25 protein-coding genes and 4 tRNA genes are annotated in these 26,646 nt (G+C 68.2%); 14 read left to right on the top strand and 15 right to left on the bottom strand.

Annotated features, from left to right (window positions below; genetic code table 11):
- Positions 1–6: 6 nt before the first annotated feature.
- The 5 genes from kdpB to KZ810_RS08585 all read left to right on the top strand — a co-directional run bounded on the left by kdpB (position 7) and on the right by KZ810_RS08585 (position 8,302).
- Complete coding sequence (kdpB, locus tag KZ810_RS08605) at positions 7–2,055, top strand: potassium-transporting ATPase subunit KdpB (RefSeq protein ID WP_219768650.1); 2,049 nt, start codon at positions 7–9, stop codon at positions 2,053–2,055.
- Between the two features lie 24 nt (positions 2,056–2,079).
- Positions 2,080–2,655 carry a potassium-transporting ATPase subunit KdpC gene (gene kdpC / locus KZ810_RS08600; RefSeq protein WP_219769051.1) on the top strand — a complete coding sequence of 192 codons (576 nt, stop codon included), beginning with the start codon at positions 2,080–2,082 and terminating at the stop codon, positions 2,653–2,655.
- The gene (locus tag KZ810_RS08595; protein WP_219768648.1) at positions 2,652–5,324 is read left to right on the top strand and encodes a DUF4118 domain-containing protein; all 2,673 of its coding nucleotides are present in this window, start codon (positions 2,652–2,654) and stop codon (positions 5,322–5,324) included. The genes kdpC and KZ810_RS08595 overlap by 4 nt, the downstream gene beginning before the upstream one ends.
- Positions 5,324–6,010, top strand: coding sequence for a response regulator transcription factor (locus tag KZ810_RS08590; protein WP_219768646.1), 687 nt, complete (start codon positions 5,324–5,326; stop codon positions 6,008–6,010). Before KZ810_RS08595 ends, KZ810_RS08590 begins: the two co-directional genes overlap by 1 nt.
- A gap of 93 nt (positions 6,011–6,103) precedes the next feature.
- The gene (locus tag KZ810_RS08585; protein ID WP_219769050.1) at positions 6,104–8,302 is read left to right on the top strand and encodes a TonB-dependent receptor; all 2,199 of its coding nucleotides are present in this window, start codon (positions 6,104–6,106) and stop codon (positions 8,300–8,302) included.
- A gap of 369 nt (positions 8,303–8,671) precedes the next feature.
- Here KZ810_RS08585 and KZ810_RS08580 read toward each other — a convergent pair.
- Both KZ810_RS08580 and KZ810_RS08575 read right to left on the bottom strand, forming a co-directional pair.
- Positions 8,672–8,747: transfer RNA gene (locus tag KZ810_RS08580), tRNA-Ala, on the bottom strand.
- 85 nt (positions 8,748–8,832) lie between these two features.
- Complete coding sequence (locus KZ810_RS08575; protein ID WP_219768644.1) at positions 8,833–9,156, bottom strand: TIGR02300 family protein; 324 nt, start codon at positions 9,154–9,156, stop codon at positions 8,833–8,835.
- A 95-nt stretch (positions 9,157–9,251) separates the two neighbouring features.
- On the opposite strand from KZ810_RS08575, the gene aroA reads away from it, so the two are divergent.
- From aroA to KZ810_RS08540, 7 genes are all read left to right on the top strand, one after another.
- Positions 9,252–10,586 (top strand): 3-phosphoshikimate 1-carboxyvinyltransferase, encoded by a 1,335-nt coding sequence (gene aroA / locus KZ810_RS08570; protein ID WP_219768643.1) that lies wholly within the window; start codon positions 9,252–9,254, stop codon positions 10,584–10,586.
- Positions 10,583–11,209 carry a (d)CMP kinase gene (locus KZ810_RS08565; RefSeq protein ID WP_219768642.1) on the top strand — a complete coding sequence of 209 codons (627 nt, stop codon included), beginning with the start codon at positions 10,583–10,585 and terminating at the stop codon, positions 11,207–11,209. Before aroA ends, KZ810_RS08565 begins: the two co-directional genes overlap by 4 nt.
- Before the next feature lie 258 nt (positions 11,210–11,467).
- On the top strand, positions 11,468–13,174 hold the full coding sequence (rpsA, locus tag KZ810_RS08560) for a 30S ribosomal protein S1 (protein WP_219768640.1): 1,707 nt from the start codon (positions 11,468–11,470) through the stop codon (positions 13,172–13,174).
- 164 nt (positions 13,175–13,338) lie between these two features.
- Positions 13,339–13,617 carry an integration host factor subunit beta gene (gene ihfB, locus KZ810_RS08555; protein WP_219768639.1) on the top strand — a complete coding sequence of 93 codons (279 nt, stop codon included), beginning with the start codon at positions 13,339–13,341 and terminating at the stop codon, positions 13,615–13,617.
- Between the two features lie 69 nt (positions 13,618–13,686).
- Positions 13,687–13,770: transfer RNA gene (locus KZ810_RS08550), tRNA-Leu, on the top strand.
- The gene (locus tag KZ810_RS08545) at positions 13,725–15,215 is read left to right on the top strand and encodes an ABC transporter substrate-binding protein (RefSeq protein WP_308461536.1); all 1,491 of its coding nucleotides are present in this window, start codon (positions 13,725–13,727) and stop codon (positions 15,213–15,215) included. Before KZ810_RS08550 ends, KZ810_RS08545 begins: the two co-directional genes overlap by 46 nt.
- 5 nt (positions 15,216–15,220) lie before the next feature.
- The gene (locus KZ810_RS08540; RefSeq protein WP_219768637.1) at positions 15,221–15,643 is read left to right on the top strand and encodes a DUF4112 domain-containing protein; all 423 of its coding nucleotides are present in this window, start codon (positions 15,221–15,223) and stop codon (positions 15,641–15,643) included.
- A 10-nt stretch (positions 15,644–15,653) separates the two neighbouring features.
- On the opposite strand, the gene KZ810_RS08535 is transcribed toward KZ810_RS08540, so the two are convergent.
- Both KZ810_RS08535 and KZ810_RS08530 read right to left on the bottom strand, forming a co-directional pair.
- Positions 15,654–16,850, bottom strand: coding sequence for an exo-beta-N-acetylmuramidase NamZ family protein (locus tag KZ810_RS08535; protein WP_219768636.1), 1,197 nt, complete (start codon positions 16,848–16,850; stop codon positions 15,654–15,656).
- Positions 16,847–17,377: a DOMON-like domain-containing protein gene (locus tag KZ810_RS08530; protein ID WP_219768634.1), complete on the bottom strand. Its 531-nt coding sequence runs from the start codon at positions 17,375–17,377 to the stop codon at positions 16,847–16,849. Before KZ810_RS08530 ends, KZ810_RS08535 begins: the two co-directional genes overlap by 4 nt.
- A 50-nt stretch (positions 17,378–17,427) precedes the next feature.
- Here KZ810_RS08530 and rimO point away from each other — a divergent pair, with 50 nt between their 5' ends.
- On the top strand, positions 17,428–18,759 hold the full coding sequence (rimO, locus tag KZ810_RS08525; RefSeq protein WP_219768633.1) for a 30S ribosomal protein S12 methylthiotransferase RimO: 1,332 nt from the start codon (positions 17,428–17,430) through the stop codon (positions 18,757–18,759).
- A gap of 63 nt (positions 18,760–18,822) precedes the next feature.
- Here rimO and KZ810_RS08520 read toward each other — a convergent pair whose 3' ends face one another.
- The 4 genes from KZ810_RS08520 to KZ810_RS08505 all read right to left on the bottom strand — a co-directional run bounded on the left by KZ810_RS08520 (position 18,823) and on the right by KZ810_RS08505 (position 21,857).
- Positions 18,823–19,233: an HIRAN domain-containing protein gene (locus KZ810_RS08520; protein ID WP_219768632.1), complete on the bottom strand. Its 411-nt coding sequence runs from the start codon at positions 19,231–19,233 to the stop codon at positions 18,823–18,825.
- A 43-nt stretch (positions 19,234–19,276) separates the two neighbouring features.
- Positions 19,277–19,353 (bottom strand) — tRNA-Met (locus KZ810_RS08515).
- 54 nt (positions 19,354–19,407) lie between these two features.
- Positions 19,408–19,944, bottom strand: coding sequence for a 2'-5' RNA ligase family protein (locus KZ810_RS08510; RefSeq protein ID WP_219768630.1), 537 nt, complete (start codon positions 19,942–19,944; stop codon positions 19,408–19,410).
- Positions 19,941–21,857, bottom strand: a complete 1,917-nt coding sequence (locus tag KZ810_RS08505) for a potassium transporter Kup (protein WP_219768629.1) — start codon at positions 21,855–21,857, stop codon at positions 19,941–19,943. The genes KZ810_RS08510 and KZ810_RS08505 overlap by 4 nt, the downstream gene beginning before the upstream one ends.
- Positions 21,858–21,998: 141 nt before the next feature.
- On the opposite strand from KZ810_RS08505, the gene KZ810_RS08500 reads away from it, so the two are divergent.
- Complete coding sequence (locus tag KZ810_RS08500; protein ID WP_219768628.1) at positions 21,999–22,214, top strand: DUF3072 domain-containing protein; 216 nt, start codon at positions 21,999–22,001, stop codon at positions 22,212–22,214.
- Positions 22,215–22,263: 49 nt separating this feature from the next.
- Here KZ810_RS08500 and KZ810_RS08495 read toward each other — a convergent pair whose 3' ends face one another.
- The 7 genes from KZ810_RS08495 to KZ810_RS08465 form a co-directional block, all read right to left on the bottom strand.
- Positions 22,264–22,890, bottom strand: coding sequence for a tetratricopeptide repeat protein (locus KZ810_RS08495; protein WP_219768627.1), 627 nt, complete (start codon positions 22,888–22,890; stop codon positions 22,264–22,266).
- Positions 22,891–22,918: 28 nt separating this feature from the next.
- Positions 22,919–23,353, bottom strand: a complete 435-nt coding sequence (gene ccmE, locus KZ810_RS08490; protein ID WP_219768625.1) for a cytochrome c maturation protein CcmE — start codon at positions 23,351–23,353, stop codon at positions 22,919–22,921.
- Positions 23,354–23,450: 97 nt separating this feature from the next.
- Complete coding sequence (ccmC, locus tag KZ810_RS08485; RefSeq protein WP_219768624.1) at positions 23,451–24,176, bottom strand: heme ABC transporter permease CcmC; 726 nt, start codon at positions 24,174–24,176, stop codon at positions 23,451–23,453.
- A gap of 59 nt (positions 24,177–24,235) precedes the next feature.
- Positions 24,236–25,282, bottom strand: coding sequence for a Leu/Phe/Val dehydrogenase (locus KZ810_RS08480; protein WP_219768622.1), 1,047 nt, complete (start codon positions 25,280–25,282; stop codon positions 24,236–24,238).
- A gap of 23 nt (positions 25,283–25,305) precedes the next feature.
- Positions 25,306–25,382 (bottom strand) — tRNA-His (locus KZ810_RS08475).
- Positions 25,383–25,442: 60 nt separating this feature from the next.
- Positions 25,443–26,165 carry a type II secretion system protein N gene (gene gspN, locus KZ810_RS08470; protein WP_219768621.1) on the bottom strand — a complete coding sequence of 241 codons (723 nt, stop codon included), beginning with the start codon at positions 26,163–26,165 and terminating at the stop codon, positions 25,443–25,445.
- On the bottom strand, positions 26,165–26,641 hold the full coding sequence (locus KZ810_RS08465; RefSeq protein ID WP_219768618.1) for a type II secretion system protein M: 477 nt from the start codon (positions 26,639–26,641) through the stop codon (positions 26,165–26,167). Before KZ810_RS08465 ends, gspN begins: the two co-directional genes overlap by 1 nt.
- Between the last annotated feature and the right edge of the window lie 5 nt (positions 26,642–26,646).

Raw genomic sequence — 26,646 nt, 5'->3', positions numbered from 1 at the left:
CCCATCATGGCAAAATCCCAATCCCAAAGATCCTCGGCAAAAAGCCTGTTCACGGCCGACCTCGTCGTGCCCGCGATCAAGGCCTCGTTCCTGAAGCTCAATCCCGCCGAGCTCGTCCGCAACCCGGTCATGTTCGTCACCGCCGCCGTCGCGCTGCTGATGACGATTCTCCTCGTCGTCGGGCACGACGACCTCAGCATCGCGTTCAAAGCGCAGCTCGCGGTCTGGCTGTGGCTGACCGTGCTGTTCGGCACCTTCGCAGAGGCGCTGGCCGAGGGCCGGGGCAAGGCGCAGGCCGCGTCGCTGCGTGCGACCAAGGCCGAACTCGTCGCCAAGCGGCTGAAGGGCGACGGCCGCCAATATGACGACGTCCCCGCCAGCCAGCTGAAGGTCGGCGACATCGTGCTGGTCGAAACCAACGACCTGATCCCGTCGGACGGCGAGGTCGTCTCCGGTGTCGCCTCGGTGAACGAAGCCGCGATCACCGGGGAAAGCGCGCCGGTGATCCGCGAGGCGGGCGGCGACCGTTCCGCCGTCACCGCGGGCACGCGCGTCATCTCCGACGAAATCCGCGTGAAGGTGACCGCGGAACCCGGCAAGGGTTTCCTCGACCGCATGATCGCGCTGGTCGAGGGTGCGGAGCGGCAGAAGACCCCGAACGAGGTCGCGCTGACGATCCTGCTCGTCGGCCTGACGATCATTTTCCTGATCGCGGTCGGCACCATTCCGGGCTTCGCATCCTTTGCGGGCGGCAGCATCCCGGTCGCGATCCTCGCCGCGCTGCTCATCACGCTCATCCCGACGACCATCGCCGCGCTGCTGTCGGCGATCGGCATCGCGGGCATGGACCGGCTCGTCCGCTTCAACGTGCTTGCGAAATCGGGGCGCGCGGTCGAGGCGGCGGGTGACGTCGACGTGCTGCTGCTCGACAAGACGGGCACCATCACGATCGGCGACCGTCAGGCGAGCGAGTTCCGCAGCGTCGGTGGCACCAGCGACGCGGAGTTGGCAGAGGCCGCCCTCCTCGCCAGCCTCGCCGACGAAACGCCCGAGGGCCGCTCAATCGTCGTGCTCGCGCGCGACCGGTTCGATCTGCACCGCGCGATGCCAGATGGTGCGGAGGTCATCCCCTTCACCGCGCAGACGCGCGTGTCGGGCGTCCGCTTCGGCGACACAGTGATCCAGAAGGGCGCGGTCGACTCGATCCTGCGCGCCAACGAAGGGTCGGTCGCGACCGCGGCCGCGACCGAGCTGCGCCGCATCACCGACGAGATCGCGCGCGCCGGCGGCACCCCGCTCGCGGTCGCGAAGGACGGCCGCCTGCTCGGCGCGATCTTCCTGAAGGACGTCGTGAAGGCCGGGATCCGCGAACGCTTCGGCGAACTGCGCACGATGGGCATCCGCACCGTGATGATCACCGGCGACAACCCGCTCACCGCCGCCGCGATCGCCGCCGAGGCAGGGGTCGACGACTTCCTCGCGCAGGCGACGCCTGAGGACAAGCTGGCGTTGATCCGCAAGGAGCAGACCGGCGGCAAGCTCGTCGCGATGTGCGGTGATGGTACCAACGACGCGCCGGCGCTCGCACAGGCGGACGTCGGCGTCGCGATGAACACCGGCACGCAGGCCGCGCGCGAGGCGGGCAACATGGTCGACCTCGACAGCGACCCGACCAAGCTGATCGAGGTCGTGGGCCTTGGCAAGCAGCTGCTCATGACGCGCGGTGCGCTGACCACCTTCTCGGTCGCGAACGACGTCGCCAAATATTTCGCGATCATCCCGGCGATGTTCGTCGCGCTCTATCCGGGGCTCGGCGTGCTCAACATCATGGGGCTGGCGACGCCGCAATCGGCGATCCTGAGCGCGATCATCTTCAACGCGCTGATTATCCCGCTGCTGGTGCCGCTCGCGCTGAAGGGCGTCGCGTACAAGCCGATGGCGGCGGGGCCTCTGCTCGCGCGCAACCTCGCGGTCTACGGTCTGGGCGGCCTGCTCGCGCCGTTCATCGGCATCAAGATCATCGACCTCGTGGTCGGCGGGCTCGGGCTCGCGTAAGGAGTGATGGACATGGGTACGACGATGACACGCGATCTGACTTCGGCGCTGCGGCCGGCGATCGTCATGACGATCCTGTTCGCCGCGCTGCTGGGGCTCGCCTATCCGCTCGCGATCACTGGCGCCGCGCAAATGGTCTTCCCCGCTCAGGCGAACGGCAGCCTCGTGCGCGATGCCGGCGGGCGCGTGATCGGCTCCACCGTGGTCGGACAGGCGTTCGCCAGCGATCGTTATTTCCAGACGCGCCCGTCGGCCGCGGGTAAGGGCTATGACGGGCTCGCCTCGTCGGGGTCGAACCTCGGCCCCAGCGCGCGGGCGCTGAGCGACCGCGTGACCGCCGACGTGGCGAAACGCCGCGCCGAAGGTGTGACCGGCGCCGTCCCCGCCGATCTCGTCACCGCGAGCGGGTCGGGGCTCGACCCCGATCTGTCGCCCGCCGCGGCACGTGCGCAGATCGCCCGTGTCGCGCGGGTGCGCGGAATCGATCGGGCCTCGCTCGACCGGATGATCACTCAGCATGTCGAGACGTCGCTGTTCGGCGACGATCACGTCAACGTGCTGGCGCTGAACCGCGCATTGGATCAACGCGCGCGGCGATGACCGACGGTCGCGGCAGACCCGATCCTGACGCCCTCCTGCGCACCGCCGCGCAGGAGGGTCGCGGCCGTTTGAAGATTTTCCTCGGTGCCGCCCCCGGCGTCGGCAAGACGTTCGAGATGCTGTCGGAAGGCGCGGCGCGACGCCGGGACGGCGTCGACGTCGTCGTGGGCGTCGTCGAAACCCACGGCCGGGCCGAAACCGAGGCGCTCACCCGCGGGCAGGAAATCGTCCCCCGCCGCGCGGTCGTCTACGAAGGTCGCACGCTGCTCGAAATGGATCTCGACGCGATCCTCGCGCGCGCGCCGCGGCTCGTGCTGGTCGACGAACTCGCCCACACCAACGCCCCCGGCTCCAGACATCCCAAACGCTACGGCGACGTCGAGGAATTGCTCGCGGCGGGGATCAACGTCTATTCAACCGTCAACATCCAGCACGTCGAGAGCCTGAACGACGTGGTGGCGAGCTTCACCCGCGTCCGCGTGCGCGAAACCGTCCCCGACCGCATCTTCGAGCTCGCCGAGATCGAGGTGGTCGATATCCCGCCCGACGAACTGATCGAGCGGTTGAAGGCGGGCAAGGTCTATCTGCCGCAGGAAGCGACGCGCGCGCTCGGGCACTTCTTTTCCAAATCGAACCTGTCCGCCCTGCGCGAACTGGCGCTGCGGCGCGCCGCGCAGGCGGTCGATGCGCAGATGCTCGATCACGTCCGCAGCCTCGGCGTCGGCGGCACCTGGGCGGGCAGCGACCGCATCGTGGTCGCGGTGTCGGAGTTGCCGGGCGCCGACGGGCTGGTGCGCGCCGCGAAACGCGTCGCCGATGCGCTCAAGGCGCCCTGGACCGCCTTGTTCATCGAGACGCCGCGGACGCAGGGGTTCTCCGACGTCGAACACGCGCGCGTGGCGGAGGCGATGCGGCTCGCGACGCATCTGGGCGGCGCGATCGCGACCGTGCCGGCGTCGTCGGTGATCCAAGGGATCCAGCGCTTTCTCGTCGATGCGCGCGCGACCCAACTCGTGCTCGGCAAGTCGAAGCGCTCGCGCTGGTTCGAGCTGCGCCACGGCTCGGTGGTCGATCGTCTGGTGCGCGATACCCCCGGCGTGACGGTCCACGTCGTCCCCGTCGAGGTTGCGAACACGCCTCCTGCGGGCACGCGATCACGCCGGTCGGACTGGGGAACGCCGACCGGCTATGCCCTCACCCTCGCCGCGGTCGCCGCTGTCACCGCGCTCGCCAGCGCGCTGTTCCACGTGCTCGACCTCGGCAACGTCGCCCTGCTTTACCTGCTGCCCGTCATGGCGGCGGCCAGTTTCTTCGGCCTGCGGACGGGATTGTTCGCGGGCGTCGCTTCCAGCCTCGCGTACAATTTCTTCTTCCTGCCGCCGACCGGCACGCTGACCGTCAGCAATCCCGAGAACGTCGTCTCGATCATCGTGCTGCTGGGCGTCGCGGTCGCGACCAGCCAGTTGAACGCACGCGTGCGCGCGCAGGCCGATCTCGCAGCGGGCAGCGCGCGGACCAACGCGACCCTCGCGGGCTTCCTCGGCCAGCTCGGCAGCGTCAACGACGTCACCCAGGCCGCGCAGATCATCTGCGACGACGTGAAGCGGCTGTTCGGCGTCCACGTCGTCGTCATGATGCCGCAACCGGGCGGCGGGCTGGCGGTACAGGCCGCAAGCGACCCCGATTACAAGCTGGAGGTGATGGATCAGGCCGCGGCCGGCTGGGCGTTCGACAACGCCACCACCGCGGGCAAGGGGTCGGAAACGCTCACCGCCTCCGAATGGCTGTTCCAGCCGCTCAAGGCCGGTGACCGTGTCCTCGGCGTGCTCGGCGCGGCGCACGACGCGCGCGGTAATCCGATCCGCGCCGATCGCCTGCCGCTCCTCTCCAGCCTGATCGATCAATCGGCACTGGTGCTTGAACGTCTGCGGCTTGAAGCGGAGATGCGCGACGTCGATGCGGTCCGCACCCGCGACCGCCTGCGCGCGGCGCTGCTGTCTTCGGTCAGCCACGACCTGCGCACCCCCCTCACCGCCGTTCTCGCCGCCGCCGACCAGCTCGATGCAGCCGCGGCACCCGACCTCGTCGCGACGATCAGGGCGGAGGCGAACCGCCTCAACCGCTTCGTCGCCAATCTGCTCGACATGGCGCGGGTCGAGGCGGGGGCGCTGACGCTCCACGTCGAGGCGATCGACCTGAGCGACGCGGTCACCGGCGCCGCGCACGACGCGCGTCGGGCGCTCGAGGGGCACAAACTGCGTTTAAACGTGCCGCCCGATCTGCCGCTCGTCCGTGCTGACCCGCAACTGCTCCACCATTGCCTCCTCAACCTGCTCGACAATGCGGGTCGCTACGCCGATCCGGGGACCGACGTCGTGATCGAGGGCGCGCACCGCTACGGGCAGTTGCGCTTGTCCGTCCTCGACCAGGGTCCCGGCCTGCCCCCCGGCCGCGAGGCCGAGGTGTTCGAAACGTTCCGCCGGCTCGAGGGCTCTGATCGTGCCGTCGGCGGCACCGGGCTCGGCCTCGCCATCGTCAAGGCGTTCGCGGACACGATGGGCATGTCGGTCGAGGCCGCCAATCGCGCGGAACACGTTGGTGCGGCCTTCACCCTCACCTTCCCCGCCGCGCTGATCGTCCGCGACGCGCTGCCTGCCGAGGTGACCTGATGACCGATACGATCCTCATCGTCGACGACGAGGTCGCGATCAGGCGGCTGCTACGCAACACGCTCGAACGCGAAGGGTATGGCGTGGCGGAGGCGCGCGACGGACGCGACGCGCTGGCGCAGGCGCAGGTGGCGCAGCCGGTCGCGGTGCTGCTCGACCTCGGTCTGCCCGACCGCGACGGTCTGGGACTGATCCCGCTGCTCCGCGCGAACGGCGAGCGCGCGGTCATCGTCGTCTCCGCGCGCGAGGCGACGCATGAAAAGGTGGCCGCGCTCGACCTCGGCGCCGAGGATTACGTCACCAAGCCGTTCGACACCGACGAATTGCTCGCCCGGCTACGCGCCGCGCTACGTCACCGTGCCGCCGCCGAACCCGTGCCCGAGATCGTGCAGCGCGGCGATCTCGCGATTGACCTCCACCACCGCGTCGTCCGCCGCGCCGGCGAGGATGTGCATCTGACGCGCAAGGAATATGACGTCCTCGCGATCCTCGCGCGCAACATCGGCCGCGTGCTGACGCACGACCGCATCATCGCGGCGGCGTGGCGCGGCGAGGAGGATCCGCGGATCGACTATCTCCGCATCGTCATCCGCAACCTGCGCCAGAAACTCGAAGCCCCTGCCCCCGTCGGCAGCGTGATCGCGAACGAATTGGGCGTCGGTTACCGCCTGCGCGCCGACACATAGGCCTTCCACCCTAATTCAATGCGATGATGTAACATAGCGCTTGATGTGGCTTCCTCGACCCTCTACGCCCTGCGGCACCTGTTCAGGGAAGCCATGATGACCAAGTTCCTGCGTGCCACCGCCAGCATCGCCGCGATCGCGGCCGCGACCCCCGCCTTCGCGCAATCTGCCTCGGGCGGTACGGCCGCGACCAATGTCGAGCAGGATGCCGGATCGGCCACCGTCGCCACCTCCGCGCGCCAGCCGGCGGTCGGTGACGTGATCGTCACCGCGCCCGTCACCCGCAGCGAGCGCGACGTGCTGCAGGGAACCTCGGTCCTCTCGGGCGAGGCGCTGACGCGCGATCTGCGTCCGACGATCGGCGAAACGTTGTCGCGCCTGCCCGGCGTGTCTGCGACCTCGTTCGGTCCCTCGGCATCGCGCCCGATCCTGCGCGGTTTCCAGGGTGAGCGCATCCGCGTCCTAACCGACGGCATCGGCGCGATCGACGTGTCGAACACCAGCGTCGATCACGCGGTCGTCGTCGACCCGCTGCTCGCCGAGCGGATCGAGGTGCTTCGGGGCCCCAGCGCGCTGCTGTTCGGTTCCTCCGCGGTCGGCGGCGTCGTCAACGTCGTCGACACGCGCATTCCGCGTACCGTTCCCGAGAACGGCTATCGCCTGAGCGGCATCGCGAATTACGGCTCGGCCGCAAACGAGCGATCGGGGGAACTCGCCGGCGATGTCGCGGTCGGGCAGCATCTGGTCGTCCACGCCGACGGATCGTACCTGAAGACCGACAATCTGCGCATCGGTGGCTACGCACTCTCGCGCGCCGCGCGCGCCGCCGCGCTCAGCCAGGTCGGCTTGCCACAGGACGTCGCCCCCGGCGAGGAGCCGATCGATTTCGCAGCCAACGCCGCGATCCGGGGCAAGCTGCCCAACACCCAGTCCGAAACGTGGACCGCCGGGGTCGGCGCGAGCATCATCACCGACACCGGTCAGCTCGGCATCAGCTACAGCCATTACGACAGCGTCTACGGCATCCCGATCCGCTACGCGACCGCGGTCGGTCAGGCGCAGGAGGCGCCGAGGCTCGATCTGGTGCAGAACCGCGTCGACCTGCGCGGCGAGGTCGAGACCGGTGGCGGCTTCCTCGACCGCATCCGCATCCGCGCCGGCCAGGCTACCTACCGCCACTTCGAACTCGAACCCGATGGCGCGGTCGGCACCGCTTTCTACAACAACGGGCTGGAGGGGCGTCTCGAACTGGTGCAGGCACGCCGCGGCGCTTGGTCCGGCGCGTCAGGCGTGCAATACTTCAATCGCCAATTCAACGTCGTCGGCGACGAGGCTTTCCTGCCGCGCAACGAAACCAACCAGACCGGCCTGTTCACACTGCAGCAGTTCGACTTCGGCCGTCTGAAGGCCGAGGCCGGTGCGCGCTACGAATGGACCGATCAGGCCGCGAAGACCGACCTCGACCAGCGTTTCTTCACCGGCACGCGCAGCTACGGCGCCTTCTCCGGCTCGCTCGGCGCGAGCTACGGCTCCGACGGACTGCGCCTGGGCGTCAACGGCTCCTACACCGAGCGCGCACCCTCGGCCGAGGAATTGTTCGCCAACGGCGGCCACGCCGGCACGCAGGCGTATGAGCTCGGCAATCCCGACTTCCGGCTCGAACGAAGCTGGGGGCTGGAGGCGACGCTCCACGCGCACGACGATCGCTTCAATCTCGACGCATCGGCGTACTACAACTGGATCACCAACTTCATCTACGAAAACCAGGTCGATGCCGCGGTCTGCGCCGCTGCCGCGGTACAGTTCGGCGCGGTCGGTCGCACGGTCGACCTGCCCTGCTTCCAATATGATCAGGCGAATGCGCGCTATTACGGGTTCGAGGCCGACCTATCGGCGAACCTGTTCACGCTCGGTACCACGCGGATCAACGCCGACGTGCTGGGCGACTACGTCCACGCCAATGTCGTCGATCAGGGCCCCGTGCCACGCATCCCGGCGCCGCGCATGTTGGGCGGGCTCGAGGCGCAGGGCGACGCCTTCACCGCGCGCGCCGAGGTCGAGCATCTGTTCCAGCAGAACCGCACCGCCGCGTTCGAAACCCGCACCGACGATTACACGCTCGTCAACGCGAGCCTCGCCTTCTCCCCGTTCGGCCGGGCGAACAAGACGCAACTGGTGCTGAGCGCGAACAACATCTTCGACGTCAACGCGCGGCGTGCGTCGAGCTTCCTTAAGGATTTCGCCCCCCTCGTCGGCCGCGACCTGCGCGCGACGATCCGCTTCGGGCTGTAAAACGTCCGAGCGGGACGGCGGTATTACCTGACTCCCTCTTGGGTGGCCCAAGCCTGCGCGCGACACGATCTGCGGATCACGTCGTGCGCAAATCCGCCGTAGCCGGAAGCATCGCCGCGGCAATCGGGGGTCCGATCGAGGTTTGTCAGCGCTAAAACCGATGGCGTCCACCAGACGCGGCGGCGGCGCGTGCGCCGCCATCGAAGTCAATTAGCGCGATAACGGCTCGGGTTCGCCGGGCTAAACCCGACGGCCCACTTACATCGCTGTTAACGGCTCGCCGCAGCCAATGAAGACAAGATCTAAGAACCAGCAAAGCCAGCGCATTGATCTAGCGATGCAGCAAAAGGTCCCGCGGACCTACGGAAATGGTGGAGCCGAGGGGGATCGAACCCCTGACCTTCGCAATGCCATTGCGACGCTCTCCCAGCTGAGCTACGGCCCCATTCCGTTGGGAAGCGCCCACTAGCCGGGCGCTGCGGGCTTGGCAAGCGGTGGATTGCACCATTTGCCAAGCCGATGCGAAAAAATCAGTTCTCGTCGTCGTCGTTGCGCGCTTCGACGCCCAGGTCGTCGTCGCCGCCCAGATCGACCTCGTCGTCCGCCGAGGGTTCCTCGTCGTCGTTCGGCGCCAGATCCATATCCTCGTCGTCACCGGCGAGATCGTTGTCGGCGTCCTGCTTGTCCGTCTTCGCCGCCTCGAACGGCAGTGGCTGCTTCGACTTCAGGATCGGTTCGGGCGCCCACGCATAACCGCAGTTGATGCAGGTGACGGGGTCGTCCTTGGTCAGGTCATAGAAACGCGTCGCGCATTTCGGGCACGTACGCTTCGTGCCCCATTCCGGCTGGATCATGCCGTGAAAGCCTTTCGGATGGGTGGTTCTGCAGGTCGGCCCTGCGAAGTGGGGCGCGCCTTGCCATAGCACAACCCGGCTGGCAAGCGGCGCGGATGCCGCATCCCCAGCCCTCCCCTCTGACCGTTCCCGCCGCCTCGCGTCTTGCCGGGCGTATCCGCGTTCCCGGCGACAAGTCGATCAGCCACCGCGCGCTGATGCTCGCCGCGCTCGCAGTCGGTGAAAGCCGCGTCGAGGGGCTGTTGGAGGGCGAGGACGTGCTCGCCACCGCCGCGGCACTGCGTGCGATGGGGGCGCGGATCGAGCGTGACGCCGGCGGTGTGTGGACGATCCACGGCGTCGGGGTCGGCGGACTGCTGCAACCCGCCGCCGCGCTCGAAATGGGCAATTCGGGCACCTCGACGCGGCTGCTGATGGGGCTGGTCGCGTCGCATCCGATCACCGCGACCTTCACCGGCGACGCCTCGCTGTCGGCGCGCCCGATGGAGCGGGTGATCACGCCCTTGTCGCGCATGGGCGCGGACATCACCGCATCGCCCGGCGGACGGCTGCCGCTGATGCTGCGCGGGCTCTGCCCGGCGGTGCCGATCGAGTACGAGCTGCCGGTCGCTTCAGCGCAGGTGAAGTCAGCGATCCTGCTCGCGGGGCTCAATACCCCCGGCATTACCCGCGTGATCGAGCCGGTGCCGACCCGCGACCATAGCGAGCGGATGCTCGCGGGCTTCGGCGCACAGGTCGAGGTCGAGGAAACCGCGCGCGGTCGCGTCATCTCGATCACCGGTGAGGCAGAGCTGCGCCCGCAACGGATCGTTGTCCCCGGCGACCCGTCGTCCGCTGCATTCTGGCTCGTCGCCGCGTCGATCGTGCCGGGAAGCGACGTCGTGATCGAGAATGTCGGGCTCAACCCGACCCGCGCCGGGCTCGTCACCGCGCTGCGCATGATGGGCGCCGATATTGCAGAGCTCGACCCGCGCACCGTCGGCGGCGAGCCCGTCGCCGACCTGCGTGTCCGCCACGCCGCCTTGAGCGCGATTACCGTTCCGCACGATCTCGCGCCGTCGATGATCGACGAATATCCGGCGCTGTTCGTCGCCGCTGCCTTCGCCGCTGGCCGGACGGTCGCGCGCGGCGCGGACGAACTGCGCGTCAAGGAGAGCGACCGCATCGCCGCAATGCGCGCCGCACTCGAGGCAAACGGCGTCTCCGTGACCGAACACGACGATGGCCTGTCGATCGACGGCACCCGCGGCGACGCGATCCCCGGCGGCGGCAGCGTCGCGACCCACCTCGATCACCGCATCGCGATGAGCATGACGATCGCGGCGCTCCACGCCCGCGCGCCCGTTACCATCGACGACGTATCGCCGGTCGCGACCAGCTATCCCGTCTTCTTCGACCAACTCGCCGACCTTACCGGAGCCTCCGCATGATCATCGCCGTCGACGGCCCCGCTGCGTCGGGCAAGGGTACGATCGCGAAAGCGCTCGCGCGACACTACCATTTGCCGCACCTCGATACCGGTCTCCTTTACCGCGCGGTCGCTGCCACCGTCCGCCGGATGGAGCTCGATCCTACCAAAGAGGCGGACGCGGTGGCTGCCTGCGATTTCGACGATCGCACCCTCGCCGATCCCGGCCTGCGCGACGACGATGTCGGACAGCTTGCCTCGATCGTCTCGGCGCATCCGCTCGTCCGCGCAGCGTTGCTCCAGCGGCAGAAACGGTTCGCGCATCAGGAAGGTGGCGCGGTGCTCGACGGACGCGACATCGGCACCGTGATCGCCCCCGACGCACGCGCGAAGCTGTTCGTCCGCGCGACCCCGACGATCCGCGCGCAGCGCCGCCATAACGAGCTTCGCAACCGCGGCAGCACCGTCACCTATGATCAGGTGCTCGCCGACATCCGCGCTCGCGACGAACGCGACAGCAGCCGCTCGGCCGCTCCGCTCGTCCCCGCTGCGGATGCAGCACTCCTCGACACCAGCTTTCTTTCGATCGACGCCTCGATCGCGAAGGCGATCGCATTAGTCGAGGCGCGCCGCCCGCCCGCGTGAGGCTGCTTGCCTGTATCGCCGCGCTCGCGTATAGCCGCTCGGTCCAGCGAGTTTGATCTTCGCGGAGGCACGGCGCGGCGGGCTCGTCCCCTCGCGCCCTTTTCGCATTGGCGTCTTGGCCCTCCCGCGAGCGATCGGCGCGTCTGGATACCGCGTCCGGCATGGGGCCGGCGTGGTGTTTTGGCCCTGGGGTCACACCCTAGACCAGCGGAACCAACCGCTTGGCCGGAAACGATAACGTTTAGGACTTACGGATTTATGGCCTCTACGGCAGCTCCCTCACGCGACGATTTCGCGGCAATGCTCGATGACATGTTCGGCGGCGCCGACAGCTTCGAGGGCCGCGTGGTGCTCGGCACCGTTACCGGCATCGAGAACGACCTGGCCGTCATCGACGTCGGCCTGAAGAGCGAAGGCCGCGTGCCGCTGCGCGAATTCGCGCCTGCGCCGGGCCAGAAGGCCGAGCTGAAGGTCGGCGACGAAGTCGAGGTCTACGTCGACCGCGTCGAGAACATGCACGGCGAAGCGATGCTCAGCCGCGACCGCGCACGCCGCGAGGCCGCATGGGACAAGCTCGAGGTCGAGTTCGCGAAGACCGCGCGCGTCGAGGGCACGATCTTCGGCCGCGTCAAGGGCGGCTTCACGGTCGACCTCTCGGGCGCCGTCGCCTTCCTGCCGGGTTCGCAGGTCGACATCCGCCCGGTGCGCGACGTCACCCCGCTGATGGACATCCCGCAGCCGTTCCAGATCCTCAAGATGGACCGCAAGCGCGGCAACATCGTCGTGTCGCGTCGCGCGGTGCTCGAGGAAACCCGCGCCGAGCAGCGCTCGGGCCTGATCCAGAGCCTCGCCGAGGGTCAGATCATCGAGGGCGTGGTCAAGAACATCACCGATTACGGTGCGTTCGTTGACCTGGGCGGCATCGACGGCCTGCTCCACGTCACCGATCTGTCGTACAAGCGCGTCCAGCACCCGTCGGAGATGATCAACATCGGCGACACCGTGCGCGTCCAGATCATCCGCATCAACAAGGACACGCAGCGCATCTCGCTCGGCATGAAGCAGCTCGAGAGCGATCCGTGGGATGGCGCGGGCGTCAAGTATCCGGTCGGCGCGAAGCTGTCGGGCCGCGTGACCAACATCACCGAATACGGTGCGTTCGTCGAGCTCGAGCCGGGCATCGAGGGCCTCGTCCACGTCTCGGAAATGAGCTGGACCAAGAAGAACGTCCACCCGGGCAAGATCGTCTCGACCTCGCAGGAAGTCGACGTGGTCGTCCTCGAGGTCGACGCCGAGAAGCGCCGCATCTCGCTCGGCCTCAAGCAGGCGCAGGCCAATCCGTGGGAGGCGTTCGCCGCCGCCCATCCGATCGGCTCGACCGTCGAGGGCGAAGTCAAGAACGCGACCGAGTTCGGCCTGTTCATCGGCCTCGACAACGACGTCGACGGCATGGTCCACATGTCCGACATCGCCTGGGGTGTTTCGGGTGAGGACGCGCTCAACCTCCACCGCAAGGGTGAGACGGTGCAGGCCGTCGTGCTCGACATCGACTCGGAGAAGGAGCGCATCTCGCTTGGCATGAAGCAGCTCGAGCGTGGTGGTCCGGTCTCGGCCGGTGCGGGTGACCGCCTCGGCAAGAACCAGGTCGTCACCGTCACCGTGCTCGAAGTCCGCGACGCTGGCCTCGAGGTCCAGCAGGGCGACGACGGCGCGACCGGCTTCATCAAGCGCACCGATCTCGGCCGCGACCGCGACGAGCAGCGCCCGGAGCGTTTCCAGGTCGGTCAGAAGTTTGACGCGATGGTGACCGGTTTCGACCGTTCCAAGAAGCCGACCTTCTCGATCAAGGCGATGCAGATCTCCGAGGAGAAGCAGGCCGTCGCACAATATGGTTCGTCCGACTCGGGTGCGTCGCTCGGCGACATCCTCGGCGAGGCGCTCAAGGCGCGCGAATCGAAGAAGTAAGATTCTGTCTCACGACGGAACAACGCTTGGGGGGTCGGCTTCGCCGGCCCCTTTTGCTTTGGCGCCATGATGACGTTTCGGTCCTATCGCGCGCCACTATTTACCTGTATCAATCGAGCCGCGCCGGGGCCGTCCCGGCAGGTGTTGCGATTTTGGGGAAGCGAATGATTCGGTCGGAACTCGTCAACCGGCTCACCGAAGAGAATCCGGAACTCTCCCAGCGCGACGTCGAGGCGATTGTCGCCACCTTCTTCGACCAGATTGTCGATCGGCTGGCGGCGAACGGCCGGGTCGAACTGCGCGGCTTCGGCGCCTTCTCGACGCGCCAGCGCGACGAGCGCACCGGGCGTAACCCGCGGACGGGCGAGACGGTCGACGTGACCGCGAAGCGCGTGCCTTATTTTAAGCCGGGCAAGGAAATGCGCCAGCGTCTGAACGTCTGATCCGAATTCCTCCACGCTTTCGATGCTTGACGCGCGCTACCGAAGCGCGCTCAAGCGCGAAGCTGATGCGCGGACGTGGCGGAATCGGTAGACGCTGGAGACTTAAAATCTTCTGCCCATGGCGTGCGGGTTCGAGTCCCGCCGTCCGCACCATCATCGCGGCGGCCGGCCTGCCGGCGCTGCTCCTCACCGCCGCGTGCGATCGCCGGACCGACGTCGGCCCGGTCGTCGTCAGCGTCATCGGCGACGCGTCGGCCGTCGCCGGCGTCGATCGCCGTCAACTCCCCACCGCCGACCGCCTCCTGACCGATTCGGTCGCGGAAGGGCTCGTCCGCTTCGATGCTGCCGGACAGATCGAGGGCGGGCTTGCCGAGCGCTGGACCGTCACCGACGACGGCACGAGCTACATCTTTCGCCTGCGCGAGGCGCGCTGGGCCAACGGCGAGCCGGTCCAGGCGCAGCAGATCGTCCGCCTGCTGAAACGTCAGCTCGCGCGTGGTGCGCGCAACAGCCTCGCGCCCTATCTCAGCGCGATCGACGACGTGGTCGAGATGACGCCCGAGGTGATCGAGATCGAACTCGCGCGCCCCCGGCCCGACCTGCTCAAGCTGTTCGCGCAGCCCGAACTGGCGCTCGTGCGCAGCGATGCCGGAGGGGCCGGCCCGTTTCGTGCCACGCGCGGGACGAAGGGTGCGGTGCTGCTGCGTCCGGTCGAGAACCCGGACCGCGATCCCGACGACGACGCGCCGACGCCCGAGGAGAACGTACGCCTGATCGCCGAGCGCGCCGCGCGCGCGATTGTTCGTTTCACCGCCGGCCGCGCCGATCTCGTCGCGGGGGGCACGATCACCGACTGGCCGCTCGTCCAGCGCGCCGAACCGACACCGGCGACGCTACGCGTCGATCCCGCGACCGGGCTCTTCGGGCTCGCGATCGTGCGCCGCGACGGCTTTCTCGCGGATCCCGCGACGCGCGCGGCGCTCGCGGCCGCGTTCGACCGTGCCGCCCTCGTCGCAGCCGTCTCCCCCGACTGGGTCTCGACCGAGACGTTGCTGCCCGACCAGCTCGATTCGCTGTCGCCGCCGGTGCAGCCCGCCTGGGCGGCGGTGCCGCGTGATCAGCGTCTGGCCGCCGTTCGCGCGCGCGTCGCGGCATGGCGCGCGACCGGCGGCACGCCGTCGCTCGGTCTCGCCTTGCCCGCGGGGAGCGGCGGCACGGTGTTATGGACCCGCCTCGCCGCCGATCTATACGCGATGGGGATCGTCCCGCGGCGGCTCGCCCTCGACGACCCCGCGGCCGATCTGCGATTGGTCGATCTCGTCGCCCCCTATGACAGCGCGCGCTGGTTCCTGGCGAAAGCGTGCCTCGCCTGTTCGGACGAGGCGCAGCAGGCGATCGAGGACGCGCGGCTAGCACCGACCCCCGATGCGCGCGCGGCGACGATCGCGCGCGCCGATGCCGCGCTCACCGCCGATGCCGCCTTCGTCCCGCTCGCGCGCCCGTTCCGCTGGTCGCTCGTCTCGCCGCGGCTCGCGCAGTGGCAGGCGAACGCGCGCGCGTGGCATCCGTTGAACCACCTGCGCCGCGATACCAGATAATCGTCATGGCCCGCCCCATCACCATGCCGCCCGGTCTCGCTGCGGCAAACCTTCCCCTCGGCCGCGATCCGGCCTCGGTGCGACGTCGGTTGATCGCGATGGAGCAATTGCTCGAGGGACTGTTCGTCATCCCTGGCATCAACCGCCGCGTCGGGCTCGACTTCGTGCTCGGACTGATCCCGGTCGCGGGCGACGCGCTCGCCGCCGCGCTCGGCGGTTGGCTGGTGTGGGAGGCGCGCAATCTCGGCATGAGCAAGGCGTCGCTGCTGCGCATGACCGGGCGCGTCGGGTTCGACGCGCTGCTCGGACTGGTCCCGTTCGTCGGCGACGCCGCCGATCTCTATTACCGCTCGAACACCAGGAACCTGAAACGCATCCTGCGCCACCTCGACAAGCATCACCCCGCCACCGTGACCGTCGAGGGGTAACCGTCGAGGATCAGTAGAGCAGGAACGGTACGCGCGTCTCGGCCCATGCGCGCTCGTCCGCCAGCGTCAGCGCGTCGAGATCACCCGGCGTCGCCCCCGCATCGTCGACCCATTCGCGCAAGGCCGGTCCGCCGTTGATGACGTCGATCGCCAGCTTGTCGAATTCATATTCGTACGGGAAATCGCGCCACAGCGGATAGTCTGACCTGAGCATGCGCAGCGCCTTGAACGCCAGCGCCTGCAACCGCCACGGCCGGAACGCCGCGTGGTCGTACCCCGGCCCCTCGGCGTGAATGAACACGCCCGCGCACAATTCGCCGGCATGTTTGTGAAACGTCGGCTGGAACCAGATGTCGCGCAGGCTGCACCCCGCCAACCATTCGGGCGCGAGCCGCCGCATCTCCGCGATCAGCGCGCGCGCATCGAGATCGGGCGCGCCGAACAATTCGAGCGGGCGCGTCGTACCGCGCCCCTCCGACAGCGTCGTGCCCTCGAGCATCACCGTCCCGGCATAGGCGCGCGCCATGTTGACGTTGGCCGCATTGGGGCTGGGATTGATCCACACCCGCGTCTCGGGCCAGCCGTATCCAGGCGCCGCCTCGGGCGCCCACCCCTCCATCGCGACCACCCGGTAATCGACGTCGAGTGCGTAATGCGCGACGAACCAGTGGCCCAGTTCGCCTAGCGTCATCCCGTGCCGCATCGGCATCGGCCCCGCGCCGACGAAACTCTCCCAGCCGTCACGCAGTGTCAGTCCCTCGATCGGACGCCCCGCCGGATTGGGCCGGTCGAGCACCCACACCGCCTTGCCGTGCGCGGCTGCTGCCTCGATCACGTAGAGCAATGTCGTCACGAACGTGTAGATGCGGCACCCCACGTCCTGCAGATCGACCAGCATGACGTCGAACGTGTCAATCGACGCTTCCGTCGGCCGCCGCACCTCGCCGTAGAGGCTGAACACCGGCATGCCGTAGGTCGGATCGGTGAAGTCGGGCGACTCCATCATATTGTCCTGCAGGTCGCCGCGCACGCCGTGCTGCGGCCCGAACACCGCCGACACGTTGATCCCCGCCGCCACCAGCGCGTCGAGAGAGTGTGTCAGGTCGGCGGTCACCGACGCGGGATGCGCGAGCAAGGCGACGCGCTTGCCCTCCAGTTCGCGGCGAAGGCTCGCGTCGGCGAGCAGGCGATCGATCCCGAAGTTCATGACCGCGCTGGTGCCGCCAGCCGCGCGGCAAAGCAATCGCGATGATGGAAATCGGGCGCACCCGGCGGATGCTGGAGCGCCCAGAACGAGCGTCGCCCGTCCGTTTCCTCGATCACCGCGGTCAGCGACATCAGCAGCTCGCCGTACGGCAATCCGCCCAGGTCGCAGTCGACCTCGACACCGTCCGCCGTCCGGTCGACGTGCGGCACGATATCACACGGCAGATCGGTCATCCCATCGCGGTAACCATCGAACGCATACGCTGCCCACGCGCCGGACGGCGCGAAGTTGAACTCGACGTAATGCTCCTCGTCGTCGAACATCAGGAACAGCTCGAAACAGGTCGTCCGCCACAGTCCGTCGGTCCGCACCGGGCTCGCCCACTCAGGCCACGTAACCGCTTCCGCACCATCGACCGCGTAGGTGAGCAGTACGTCGTCGCCATCCGTCACGCGAAGCTCCACCGTCACCCCGCGTACGCCGCGCGGCGGATGATCAGGGTGCGGCACGAGCGAATATCGATCCATGCCACGACCCTAGGAAAAGCGCGCACAAATCGCTATGTCCGCGCACTCTCATGGCAACGCAACTTCCCTCCCCGCCCCGCGTGGGCATGGTGTCGCTCGGCTGTCCCAAGAACCTGGTCGACAGCGAACGCATCCTCACCCAGCTCCGTGCCGACGGTTATCAGATGAGCGCCGATTATTCGGGCGCCGACGTCGTGCTGGTCAACACCTGCGGCTTCCTCGACTCCGCCAAGGAGGAAAGCCTCGAGGCGATCGGCGAGGCGATTGCGGAGAACGGCCGCGTCATCGTCACCGGCTGCATGGGCAAGGAAGCCGAGGCGATCCGCACCCGCTTCCCGCAGGTGCTCGCGATCACCGGCGCGCACGAATATGAGCAGGTGGTGGAGGCGGTCCACGCCGCCGCACCCGCCGCGATCAGCCCCTACGTCGACCTGATCCCCGATGCCGGGCTGAAGCTGACCCCGCGCCACTACAGCTATCTGAAGATCTCGGAGGGCTGCAATCACCGCTGCTCCTTCTGCATCATTCCGTCGCTGCGCGGCGATCTCGTCAGCCGCCGCCCCGACGCGATCCTGCGCGAGGCGGAGAAGCTCGTCGCGGCGGGCACGCGCGAACTGCTCGTCATCAGCCAGGATACCTCGGCCTACGGCATCGACATCCGCCGCGAACCACGCGCGTGGAAGGGTCGTGAGGTCGTCCCGCACATGACCGATCTCGCACGCGAACTGGGGCAGATCGCGCCCTGGGTCCGCCTCCACTACGTCTATCCCTATCCGCACGTCGATCAGGTCATCCCGCTGATGGCGGAAGGGTTGGTGCTCCCGTACCTCGACATCCCGTTCCAGCACGCTGCCCCGTCGGTGCTGCGCCGCATGAAGCGCCCCGCGAACGACGCCAAGGTGCTCGACCGCATTCGCGCGTGGCGCGACATCTGCCCCGATATCGCGATCCGCTCGACCTTCGTCGTCGGCTTCCCCGGCGAGACCGAAGCGGACTTCGACTATTTGCTCGACTGGCTGGATGAAGCGCAGCTCGACCGCGTCGGCGCGTTCCGCTTCGAACCCGTCGAGGGCGCCAGCGCCAACCTCCTGCCCGATCACGTGCCCGAGGAGGTCAAGGAAGAGCGCTACGCGCGCGTGATGGAGAAGACCGCGGCGATCTCGGCGGCGAAGCTCCAGCGCAAGATCGGCCGCACGCTCGACGTCATCATCGACGCGGTCGATGCCGAAAGTGGCGGCGCGACGGCCCGTTCCTATGCCGACGCGCCCGAGATCGACGGCGAGGTGCAGTTGCGCGACGCCGGCCATCTCGCGCTCGGCGACATCGTCCCGGTCGTGATCGAGGATGCCGACGACCACGATCTCTACGGCGTCCCCGCCTGACGATACCACTTCCACTCAGCCCGGCCCTGCGATCAGGGTCGGGCTAAACCGGGCCTAATATTCTTAGGCCCCGAACTCGGGGCCGTCGGGATCGGGCCAGAAGTCCGGCTCTCCCGCCCCTGCCGCCGCTTCGCCCTGCCCGGACATCGGGGGCAAAGTCGGCACGCCCCCGCCGATCCGCACGCGCAGATATCCCGCACCGCCCGATACGCCCTGCAGGATCGCGATCACCTCGTCCCCCGCCCTGATGCGCGCGCCGATCCACGGCGCGCGCTCCGCGCTCAGATAGCCGACCTGCAATCCACTGGGGCTGAACACCGCGACCGCGTGGGGATCGACCGGGTTGCGCGGTTCGGGCAGCAGCGTCATCAACGCGCCCGGCGACAACAACAGCAGTTCGGAACGGCGGTTCGAACGCGCGCGATCATTGTTGGGAAAATCGATCCCGACGATCGCCAGCGTCAGCTCCTTCACGAGCGGGCAACGATGTCTGGGTTCACTCGCAGACGCTCCGGCATGGTAGCGGAGGAGGGACTTGAACCCCCGACCCCAGGATTATGATTCCCGTGCTCTAACCAGCTGAGCTACTCCGCCATAAGGCACCGGAGCGTCTGCGAGGCGCGGGCTATAGCAGCCGCGGAAACGCCGTCAAGCGCTGAACTTGTGCACCGACAATTGTTCCCACGGACCGCCGCGATACCACCACGCCGCCAGCCTCGCGACGCGCACCGGCCGCGGCGTAAACCCGGCCTGCAGCGCCGCCAGCGTCTTCTTCGCCTCGACCGGCTCAACTTTGTTCTGGATCGTCACGTGCGGGCGCCAGCCGGCCTGGTCCTGCGGCGTCAGCAGCCCGGTGAACGCGTCCGCCAGCCGCGCGCGAAGCGCCACCAGATCGGGGCTCTCAATCCGGTACGCCACGCCTCGCCCGAGGTTGATCAGCCCGCCCACGCGCGCGTCGGGCGCAGGCACCCCGCGGGTTTCCTCGTTCAACCGCCGCTTCACCTCGGCCGCAATACTGGGCGGCAGATGATGAAACATCGTCAGATGCGCATCGAGCTGGTTGCGCTCGGGCGGGAAATAGTCGCGCCGCTGCGCGTCGAACCATGTCTGATCGGGATGCGCGAACACAGCGGTGACGATGATCGGCGCGTTCAGCCCCGCCGCATGATCGTCGTGCGCGGTCATATCTCGATCTGGCTGCCCAGTTCGACGACGCGGTTGGTCGGCAGGCGGAAGAATTCCATCGCACTTTCGGCATTGCGCAGCATCCACGCGAACAGTTTCTCGCGCCACACCGCCATCCCGGGTCGTTCCGACGCGAGCAATGTCTGGCGCGACAGGAAGAAGCTCGTCTCCATCATGCGGAACTCCGCGCCGCACCCGCCGAAGCCCTTCAGGTGCGCGGGAACGTCGGGCTCCTCCATGAAGCCGTACCGCAGAATGACGCGGTGGAACCCCTGTCCCAGATCCTCGTGCAGGAACCGGTCCTCCTCGGGGAAATAGGGCATGTTGGTGACGCGCACCGTCAGCAGGATCACGCGGTCGTGGAGCACGCGGTTGTGCTTAAGGTTATGGAGCAGCGCGGGCGGCACGCCTTCCGGGGTCGAGGTCATGAACACCGCCGTCCCCGATACGCGCGTCGCCGAACTCGCCGCCGAATCGATGAAGATCTTGATCGGCATCGCCGCCTCGCGCATCCGCTCGAGCATCAGCTTGCGCCCCGTCGACCAGGTGGTGAGCAGCAGGAATACGATGCTCGCGATCATCAGCGGGAACCAGCCGCCGTCGGGCACCTTGGTCAGGTTGGACGCGAAATAAAGCCCATCGATCGTCAGGAATACCGCCTCGAACGCGACGACCAGATACAGCGGCCACTTCCACACGCGGTAGATCAGCACGCCGACCATGCAGGTCGAGATGAACATCGTCCCCGTCACCGCGATGCCGTAAGCGGCGGCAAGGTTGGACGATTCGCCGAAGCCGAAGATCAGCAGCAGCACCATCACCAACAGCGCCCAGTTCGCGCTCGGGATGTAGATTTGCCCGGCCTCAGAGGCGCTCGTGTGCTCGATGCGGATACGCGGCATCAGGCCGAGCTGCACCGCCTGCTGCACCACCGAATACGCGCCGGTGATGACCGCCTGGCTCGCAATCACGGTCGCCATCGTCGCCAGGATGACGAGCGGCAGTCGCCATTGCTCGGGCGCCATCAGGAAGAACGGATTCTCCGCTGCCGACGGCGTCGACAACAGCAATGCGCCCTGCCCCAGATAGTTGAGCATCAGCGTTGGGAACACGCAGAACAGCCACGCCCATGAAATCGGCTGCCGGCCGAAATGCCCCATGTCGGCGTAGAGCGCCTCCGCACCCGTCACGCACAGTACGACCGACCCGAGCGCCAGGAACGCCAGCCGCCCGTCGTTCGCGGCGAAACGCACGGCCCACATCGGATTGAGCGCCCACAGGATGTCGGGACGCGCGGCGATGTGGATCAGCCCCAGCACCGCCAGCACGACGAAATAGATCAGCATGATCGGGCCGAACAGCCGCCCGACCTTCGCCGTCCCGATCGACTGGAGATAGAACAGCGCGATGATGATCGTCACCGCGATCGGCAGCACGAACGAGTCGAACCCCTGCTCGACCGTCGCCAGCCCCTCGACCGCCGACAGGACCGAGATCGCGGGCGTGATCATGCAATCGCCGAAAAAGAGCGCGGTCGCGAGCACGCCGAGCATGACGAGGCTGGTGCCCCATCGCTTGCCCGACTGCGACCGCCGCTGGATCAATGCCAGCAGCGCCAGGCTCCCGCCCTCGCCGTTATTGTCGGCGCGCAGGATCATCAGCACGTATTTGATCGTCACGATCGACATCAGCGACCAGAACATCAGGCTGACGACGCCGAAGATGTGAAGCTGGTCGACGGTCAGCGGATGGTGCCCGACGAACACCTCCTTCATCGAGTACAGCGGGCTGGTACCGATGTCGCCGTAGACCACGCCGATCGCACCCAGTGCGAGCTTCAGCAGCCCGTCGCGCGCGTGCGGCTGGTGCGTGCCACCCAATTGTGCCCGCAACGCGGGATCCTCGGTGTTCACGCGAGCGCCGTTCTAACCGAGGTCACGGCCACGTCCGTCATTGTCCCCATTGCGCTGCCGCGCCTAGCACTGTCCCCCTGCGCTCGCAACGCGGAACAGGAAGCGAACACGAAGCGTTCGGGCGCACGAAAGGATTACCTCATGAGCGACACCAACCCCAAGTCAGAGCCGTTCAGCAACGCCGAGAAGGACCCGGACGACTGGACCACCGGCGGCGAGGCGATGACCGGCGCGCAGGCGAGCTATCTGAAGACGCTTAGCGAGGAAGCGCACGAGGAATTCGACGACTCGCTGACCAAGGCCGATGCATCGAAAAAGATCGACGAACTGCAGGCCAAGACCGGCCGCGGTCAGTAACATTTACCCCAACGCGACGCGGCCGTGACCGGCCGCGTCGCCGCCCGCGTCAACGCACCGCGCCACTCGCGAGCAGGCGTTCCAGCAACGCCAATCGCACCGCGATCTCGCGTCGATACGATGCCCCCGCCGGGGATAATGCGACCGCACGTCGCCAATATGCTCGCGCGGTCGCGAAATCGCCTGCGCGCACGTAGGCCAGCCCAGCATAAAAGGGCGGTGCCGGATGATCGGGCGCCAGTTGCGCCGCGCGTCGGAAGGCCAGCAGCGCAGGCGGTTGCACCTGCCCCGTCTCCCCCGCCAGCGTCGTGCCCAGCCACGTCCAGGCGATGAAGCTGTTCGGCAGCTTGCGCACCGCGCCCAGCATCACCTCGGACGCCGAGCGCGGATCGCCGCTGCGCGCCATCGCGTCCGACGCGATAAGATACGCCGCGTCCTGGGTATAGCTGCCGAGCAGGCTGGCCCGCAGCGCGATCATCTCGGGTTCGATCGGCGCCGCATCGACCCGCGGCGCGGCATCCGCGCTCGCCAGCAGCGGCCGCCCCTGCCACGCGTATCCCGCCGCGCCGAGAAACAGCGCCGCACCGACCAGCGACCACAAGGCGCGCGCGACGCGCAGCGCGACCAGCGCCGCGAAGGCCGCCCCGCCAAGCAGCGCGAGCGTCAGATAGCCCATCGCGGATCCCCCGTTTCCGCCGCGCCGCTCATCGCTCAAGCGTCTTCGTCTCGTGCATCCGCCCCTTCATCTCGGGCGGCATGTATTTCTCGTCGTGCTTCGCGAGCAGGTTTGTCGCGGTGAACGACCCGTCGCGGTTGAAATGGCCCTCAGCCACCACGCCCGATTTCTCGCGGAACAGGTCGGGGGCGATGCCGGTGAAGCTGACCGGCGTCGTCGCCTTGCCATCGGTCACGACGAAGGCGATCGAGACGCCGTCCGCCGCGCGCTTGATCGAGTGATCCGCCACCATGCCACCCAGCCGCACCGCCTTGTCGGGCGGGGGAAGCGCGCCGGCGACGTCGGACGGCGCATAGAAGAACGCCGCCTGATCCTTCAACCCCGACAGCGCGAGCACCGCCGCGACTGCGATCGCGAGCACGCCCGCTCCTGCGAGCGCCATGCGCTGATTCTTCGCGGTCACTTTTCCGCGCGCCGCATCGACAGATAGCTGACGATCGACAGGATCGCCGCGCCGCCCAGCGTCACCGCATAGGCCGCCGCCACGAAAGGCCAGGCGTTCACGCCTCCGCCCGCCGACGCAGCCGCGCCTCGGCCTTCGCGATCGCCAGCAGTGCGCGCATCCGCATCAGCACGATCGCGGCAAACAATAAGGTGAAGCCCACCAGCGTGAACGGCAGCGGCCACAGGATCGACCGATCGATCGTCGATTGCGTCAACCCGATGCTCGGCCCCTGATGCAGCGTGTTCCACCACACCACCGAGTAACGGATGATCGGCAGCAGCACGCTTCCCGCGATCCCGTACAGCGCCGGGATCTCGCCCGCACCGCCACGCTCACGGTCGGCGCGCGACAGCGCCATATAACCGAGATAGACGAACAACAGCAGCAGCATCGAGGTCAGCCGCCCGTCCCACTGCCAATAGGTCCCCCAGGTCGGCCGCCCCCAAATCGCACCCGTCACCAGACAGATCGCGGCGAACACCGCGCCCGGCACCGCGATCGCCCGCGCCGCGATTGCCGCCAGCGGGTGCCGCCAGACGAGGAACGCGATGCTCGACAAGGCGATACCGCTCCACCCGCCCATCCCCAGCCACGCGGCGGGGACGTGGAGGTAGATGATCCGCACGCTCTCGCCTTGCAGATAATCGGGCGGCGTTTGCGTCAGCCCGGCCCAGGCCCCGAACGCGATCAGCGCGACCCCGAGCCAGAACAGCACCGGCGTCAGCGGCCGCGCGATCTTGAGGAAACGCGCGGGATTGGCAAAGGCGTGGAGCGCGGGCACGATGCTACCGTTAGATCAGCCGCGCGCGCGCGTCACGCCTCTTGGCCCTTGATGTCGCGTCAGCGCCCGATCAGGCGACGCGCCATGCGGTCGGCAACCTCGGCCGCGGGATCACCCGTCGCCTCGCTCTCGTCCCACACCTGGTGCAGCCGCTCAGGGATGCGCGCGATCCGCGCCATCACCTCGGCCTCGTCGCCGTGGCCGAGATATTCGAGCCCGACGTTGATGATGCCACCCGCGTTGATGACGTAATCGGGTGCGTAGGTGATGCCCGCGTCGTGCAGGCGGCGACCTTCGGCCGCGGTCGCGAGCTGGTTGTTCGCGCCGCCCGCGACGATTTTCGCCTTCAACCGGCCGATCGATTCCTCGGTCAGGATCGCGCCGAGCGCGTTGGGGCTGACGATATCGGCGTCGGCGAACAGGATTTCGTCGGCGGACGCGGTCGTCGCGCCCAGCTCGGCCGCCAGCCGCTCCGCGCGTGCCGTGTCGACATCGGCGAGCGTCAGCACCGCACCGTCGTTCGCGAGCAGCTTGGCGAGACCACCGCCGACCGAGCCGACACCCTGGATCGCCACGCGCACGCCGCGCATGTCGTCGCTGCCCAAGCCCCGCTTCGCCGCCGCCTTGACGCCCAGATAGACGCCGTGCGCGGTGTACGGACCCGGGTCACCGCCCGCCGCGCCCTCAGCCACCGGGAGCCCCGAGACATATTTCGTCTCGCTCGCGATGACCTTCATGCGCGCTTCGGACATGCCCACGTCCTCGGCGGTGACGTAACGTCCACCGAGCGATTCGACCTTCTGGCCGAACGCGCGCAACTGTTCGTCGCTGATGACCGCGCCGGGCTTGTCGGCGAGGATCACGCCCTTGCCGCCGCCCAGCTCCAGCCCCGCCATCGCGTTCTTATAGCTCATGCCGCGCGACAGCCGCAGCGCGTCGGTGATCGCGCCCGCGCCGCTCGCGTAATGCCAGAAACGCGCGCCGCCCGCCGCCGGCCCGAGCGCGGTCGAGTGGATCGCGATCACGGCCTTCAGGCCGGACGCGGGATCGGTGAACAGATGGACGCCCTCGTGGTCGTCGAAATCAGGGAAGCCCCAGTTCGCCATAACGCTCCAGCCGGGTAGATTGATGGGGCGACCGACGGGACTTGAACCCGCAACTTCCGGCATCACAAGCCGGCGCTCTAACCAATTGAACTACGGTCGCCGCGAAGGCCCGCGCTTTAGTCGCGCGCGCAACAATCCGTCAACCGGCAAATCGCAGCGGCTAGGACCGCCCCTCGATCGCGAGCATCCGCGCCGCGCCGTTGGCGACGAACCCCGCGCTGTCGAGCCGCGTCGCGACCGCGGGATCGCCCGGCACCAGCGTCAGTTCGGCACGGTAACGCCCGTCCGCCCACAGCCGCAGTGCGGCGCCCTCGGTGCCCGCCGCGCTGACCAGCGGCAACAGCAGCGCACCACCGTCGCACCGCGCCGTCCCGCTGACCGCGCCGGGCAGCGCCGCGCCCAGGAACGTACCCGAAATCTCGGCGCGGACGCGTCCCTCCGCCGCCTCGCACGCCCCGTCGACGAACCGCACGCTCACCTCGTCGAGATTGAGCGCGGTCACCGGCAACGGCGCGAAGGCGCCCCCCGGCTCGATCGGCCCCGTCGCGCCGATCACGCCGGCGCGGTTGCGCGACAGTTCGACCGTCCCCGACAGCGCCTGCGCGGCGTTTCCGCTGCGACTTTCCAGCGCGACACGCGCGCGCCCGATCAACAGCGCGAGCGGGGATACACGCGCATCCAGATCGCCGAGCGCGAGCTCGCCGAAGCGCGCCTCGCTCAAGCGCCCCGACCACACGCTGCCGCGCACCTCGCGCGCCGCGAACCCCTGATCGTCGAGCCCCGCCCAGCCGAGCACCAGCCGGAGCGGCAGCAGCGCCAGCATCGCCATCGCGAACATCGCCAGGAACAACGTGCGCCGATTCGTGGTCAGGCGTATCCGCATCACGCCGCCCTTGCCTTCAGCGTCATCTGCGCGGTGACGGTGCCATCGCCGTTGCCGCGCACGCTCAATCCATCGACCAGCACGCCGTCATTTTCTAGGTTGCCGATCCACGCCATCAAAGCACCCGCCTTGGCAGTCGCGATCGAGGCGCGGACGCGGTCGTTCGCTTCCGGCTCCAGCGTCGCCAGCGCGAACCCCGCGGCCTCGGCGCGCGCACGCACCTCGTCGGCGAGCGACAGTTGCACCGGGCGCGGCTGCCGCCGCTGGATCGACTTCACCGCCGCCAGTTCCTGCTCCGCCTCGCCCGCGCGCACCACGGCATCGGCGTAGCGTTCGCGCGTCGATGACAGGCCATCGCGCACCGGACGGATCACGAGACCCCACACGATCGTCACCGCCAGCAGCGCAACCATCACGAGGATCAGCCGCCGCTCGCGCAGCGATCGCCCGGCGAACCAGGCCCGCAGCTCGTTCATGCAAC

The sequence above is a fragment of the Sphingomonas citricola genome, from assembly GCF_019429535.1.
Classification (GTDB): domain Bacteria; phylum Pseudomonadota; class Alphaproteobacteria; order Sphingomonadales; family Sphingomonadaceae; genus Sphingomonas; species Sphingomonas citricola.
The sequence above is the reverse complement of the archived record's forward strand: the minus strand, read 5'-3'. Positions and strand labels throughout refer to the sequence as shown.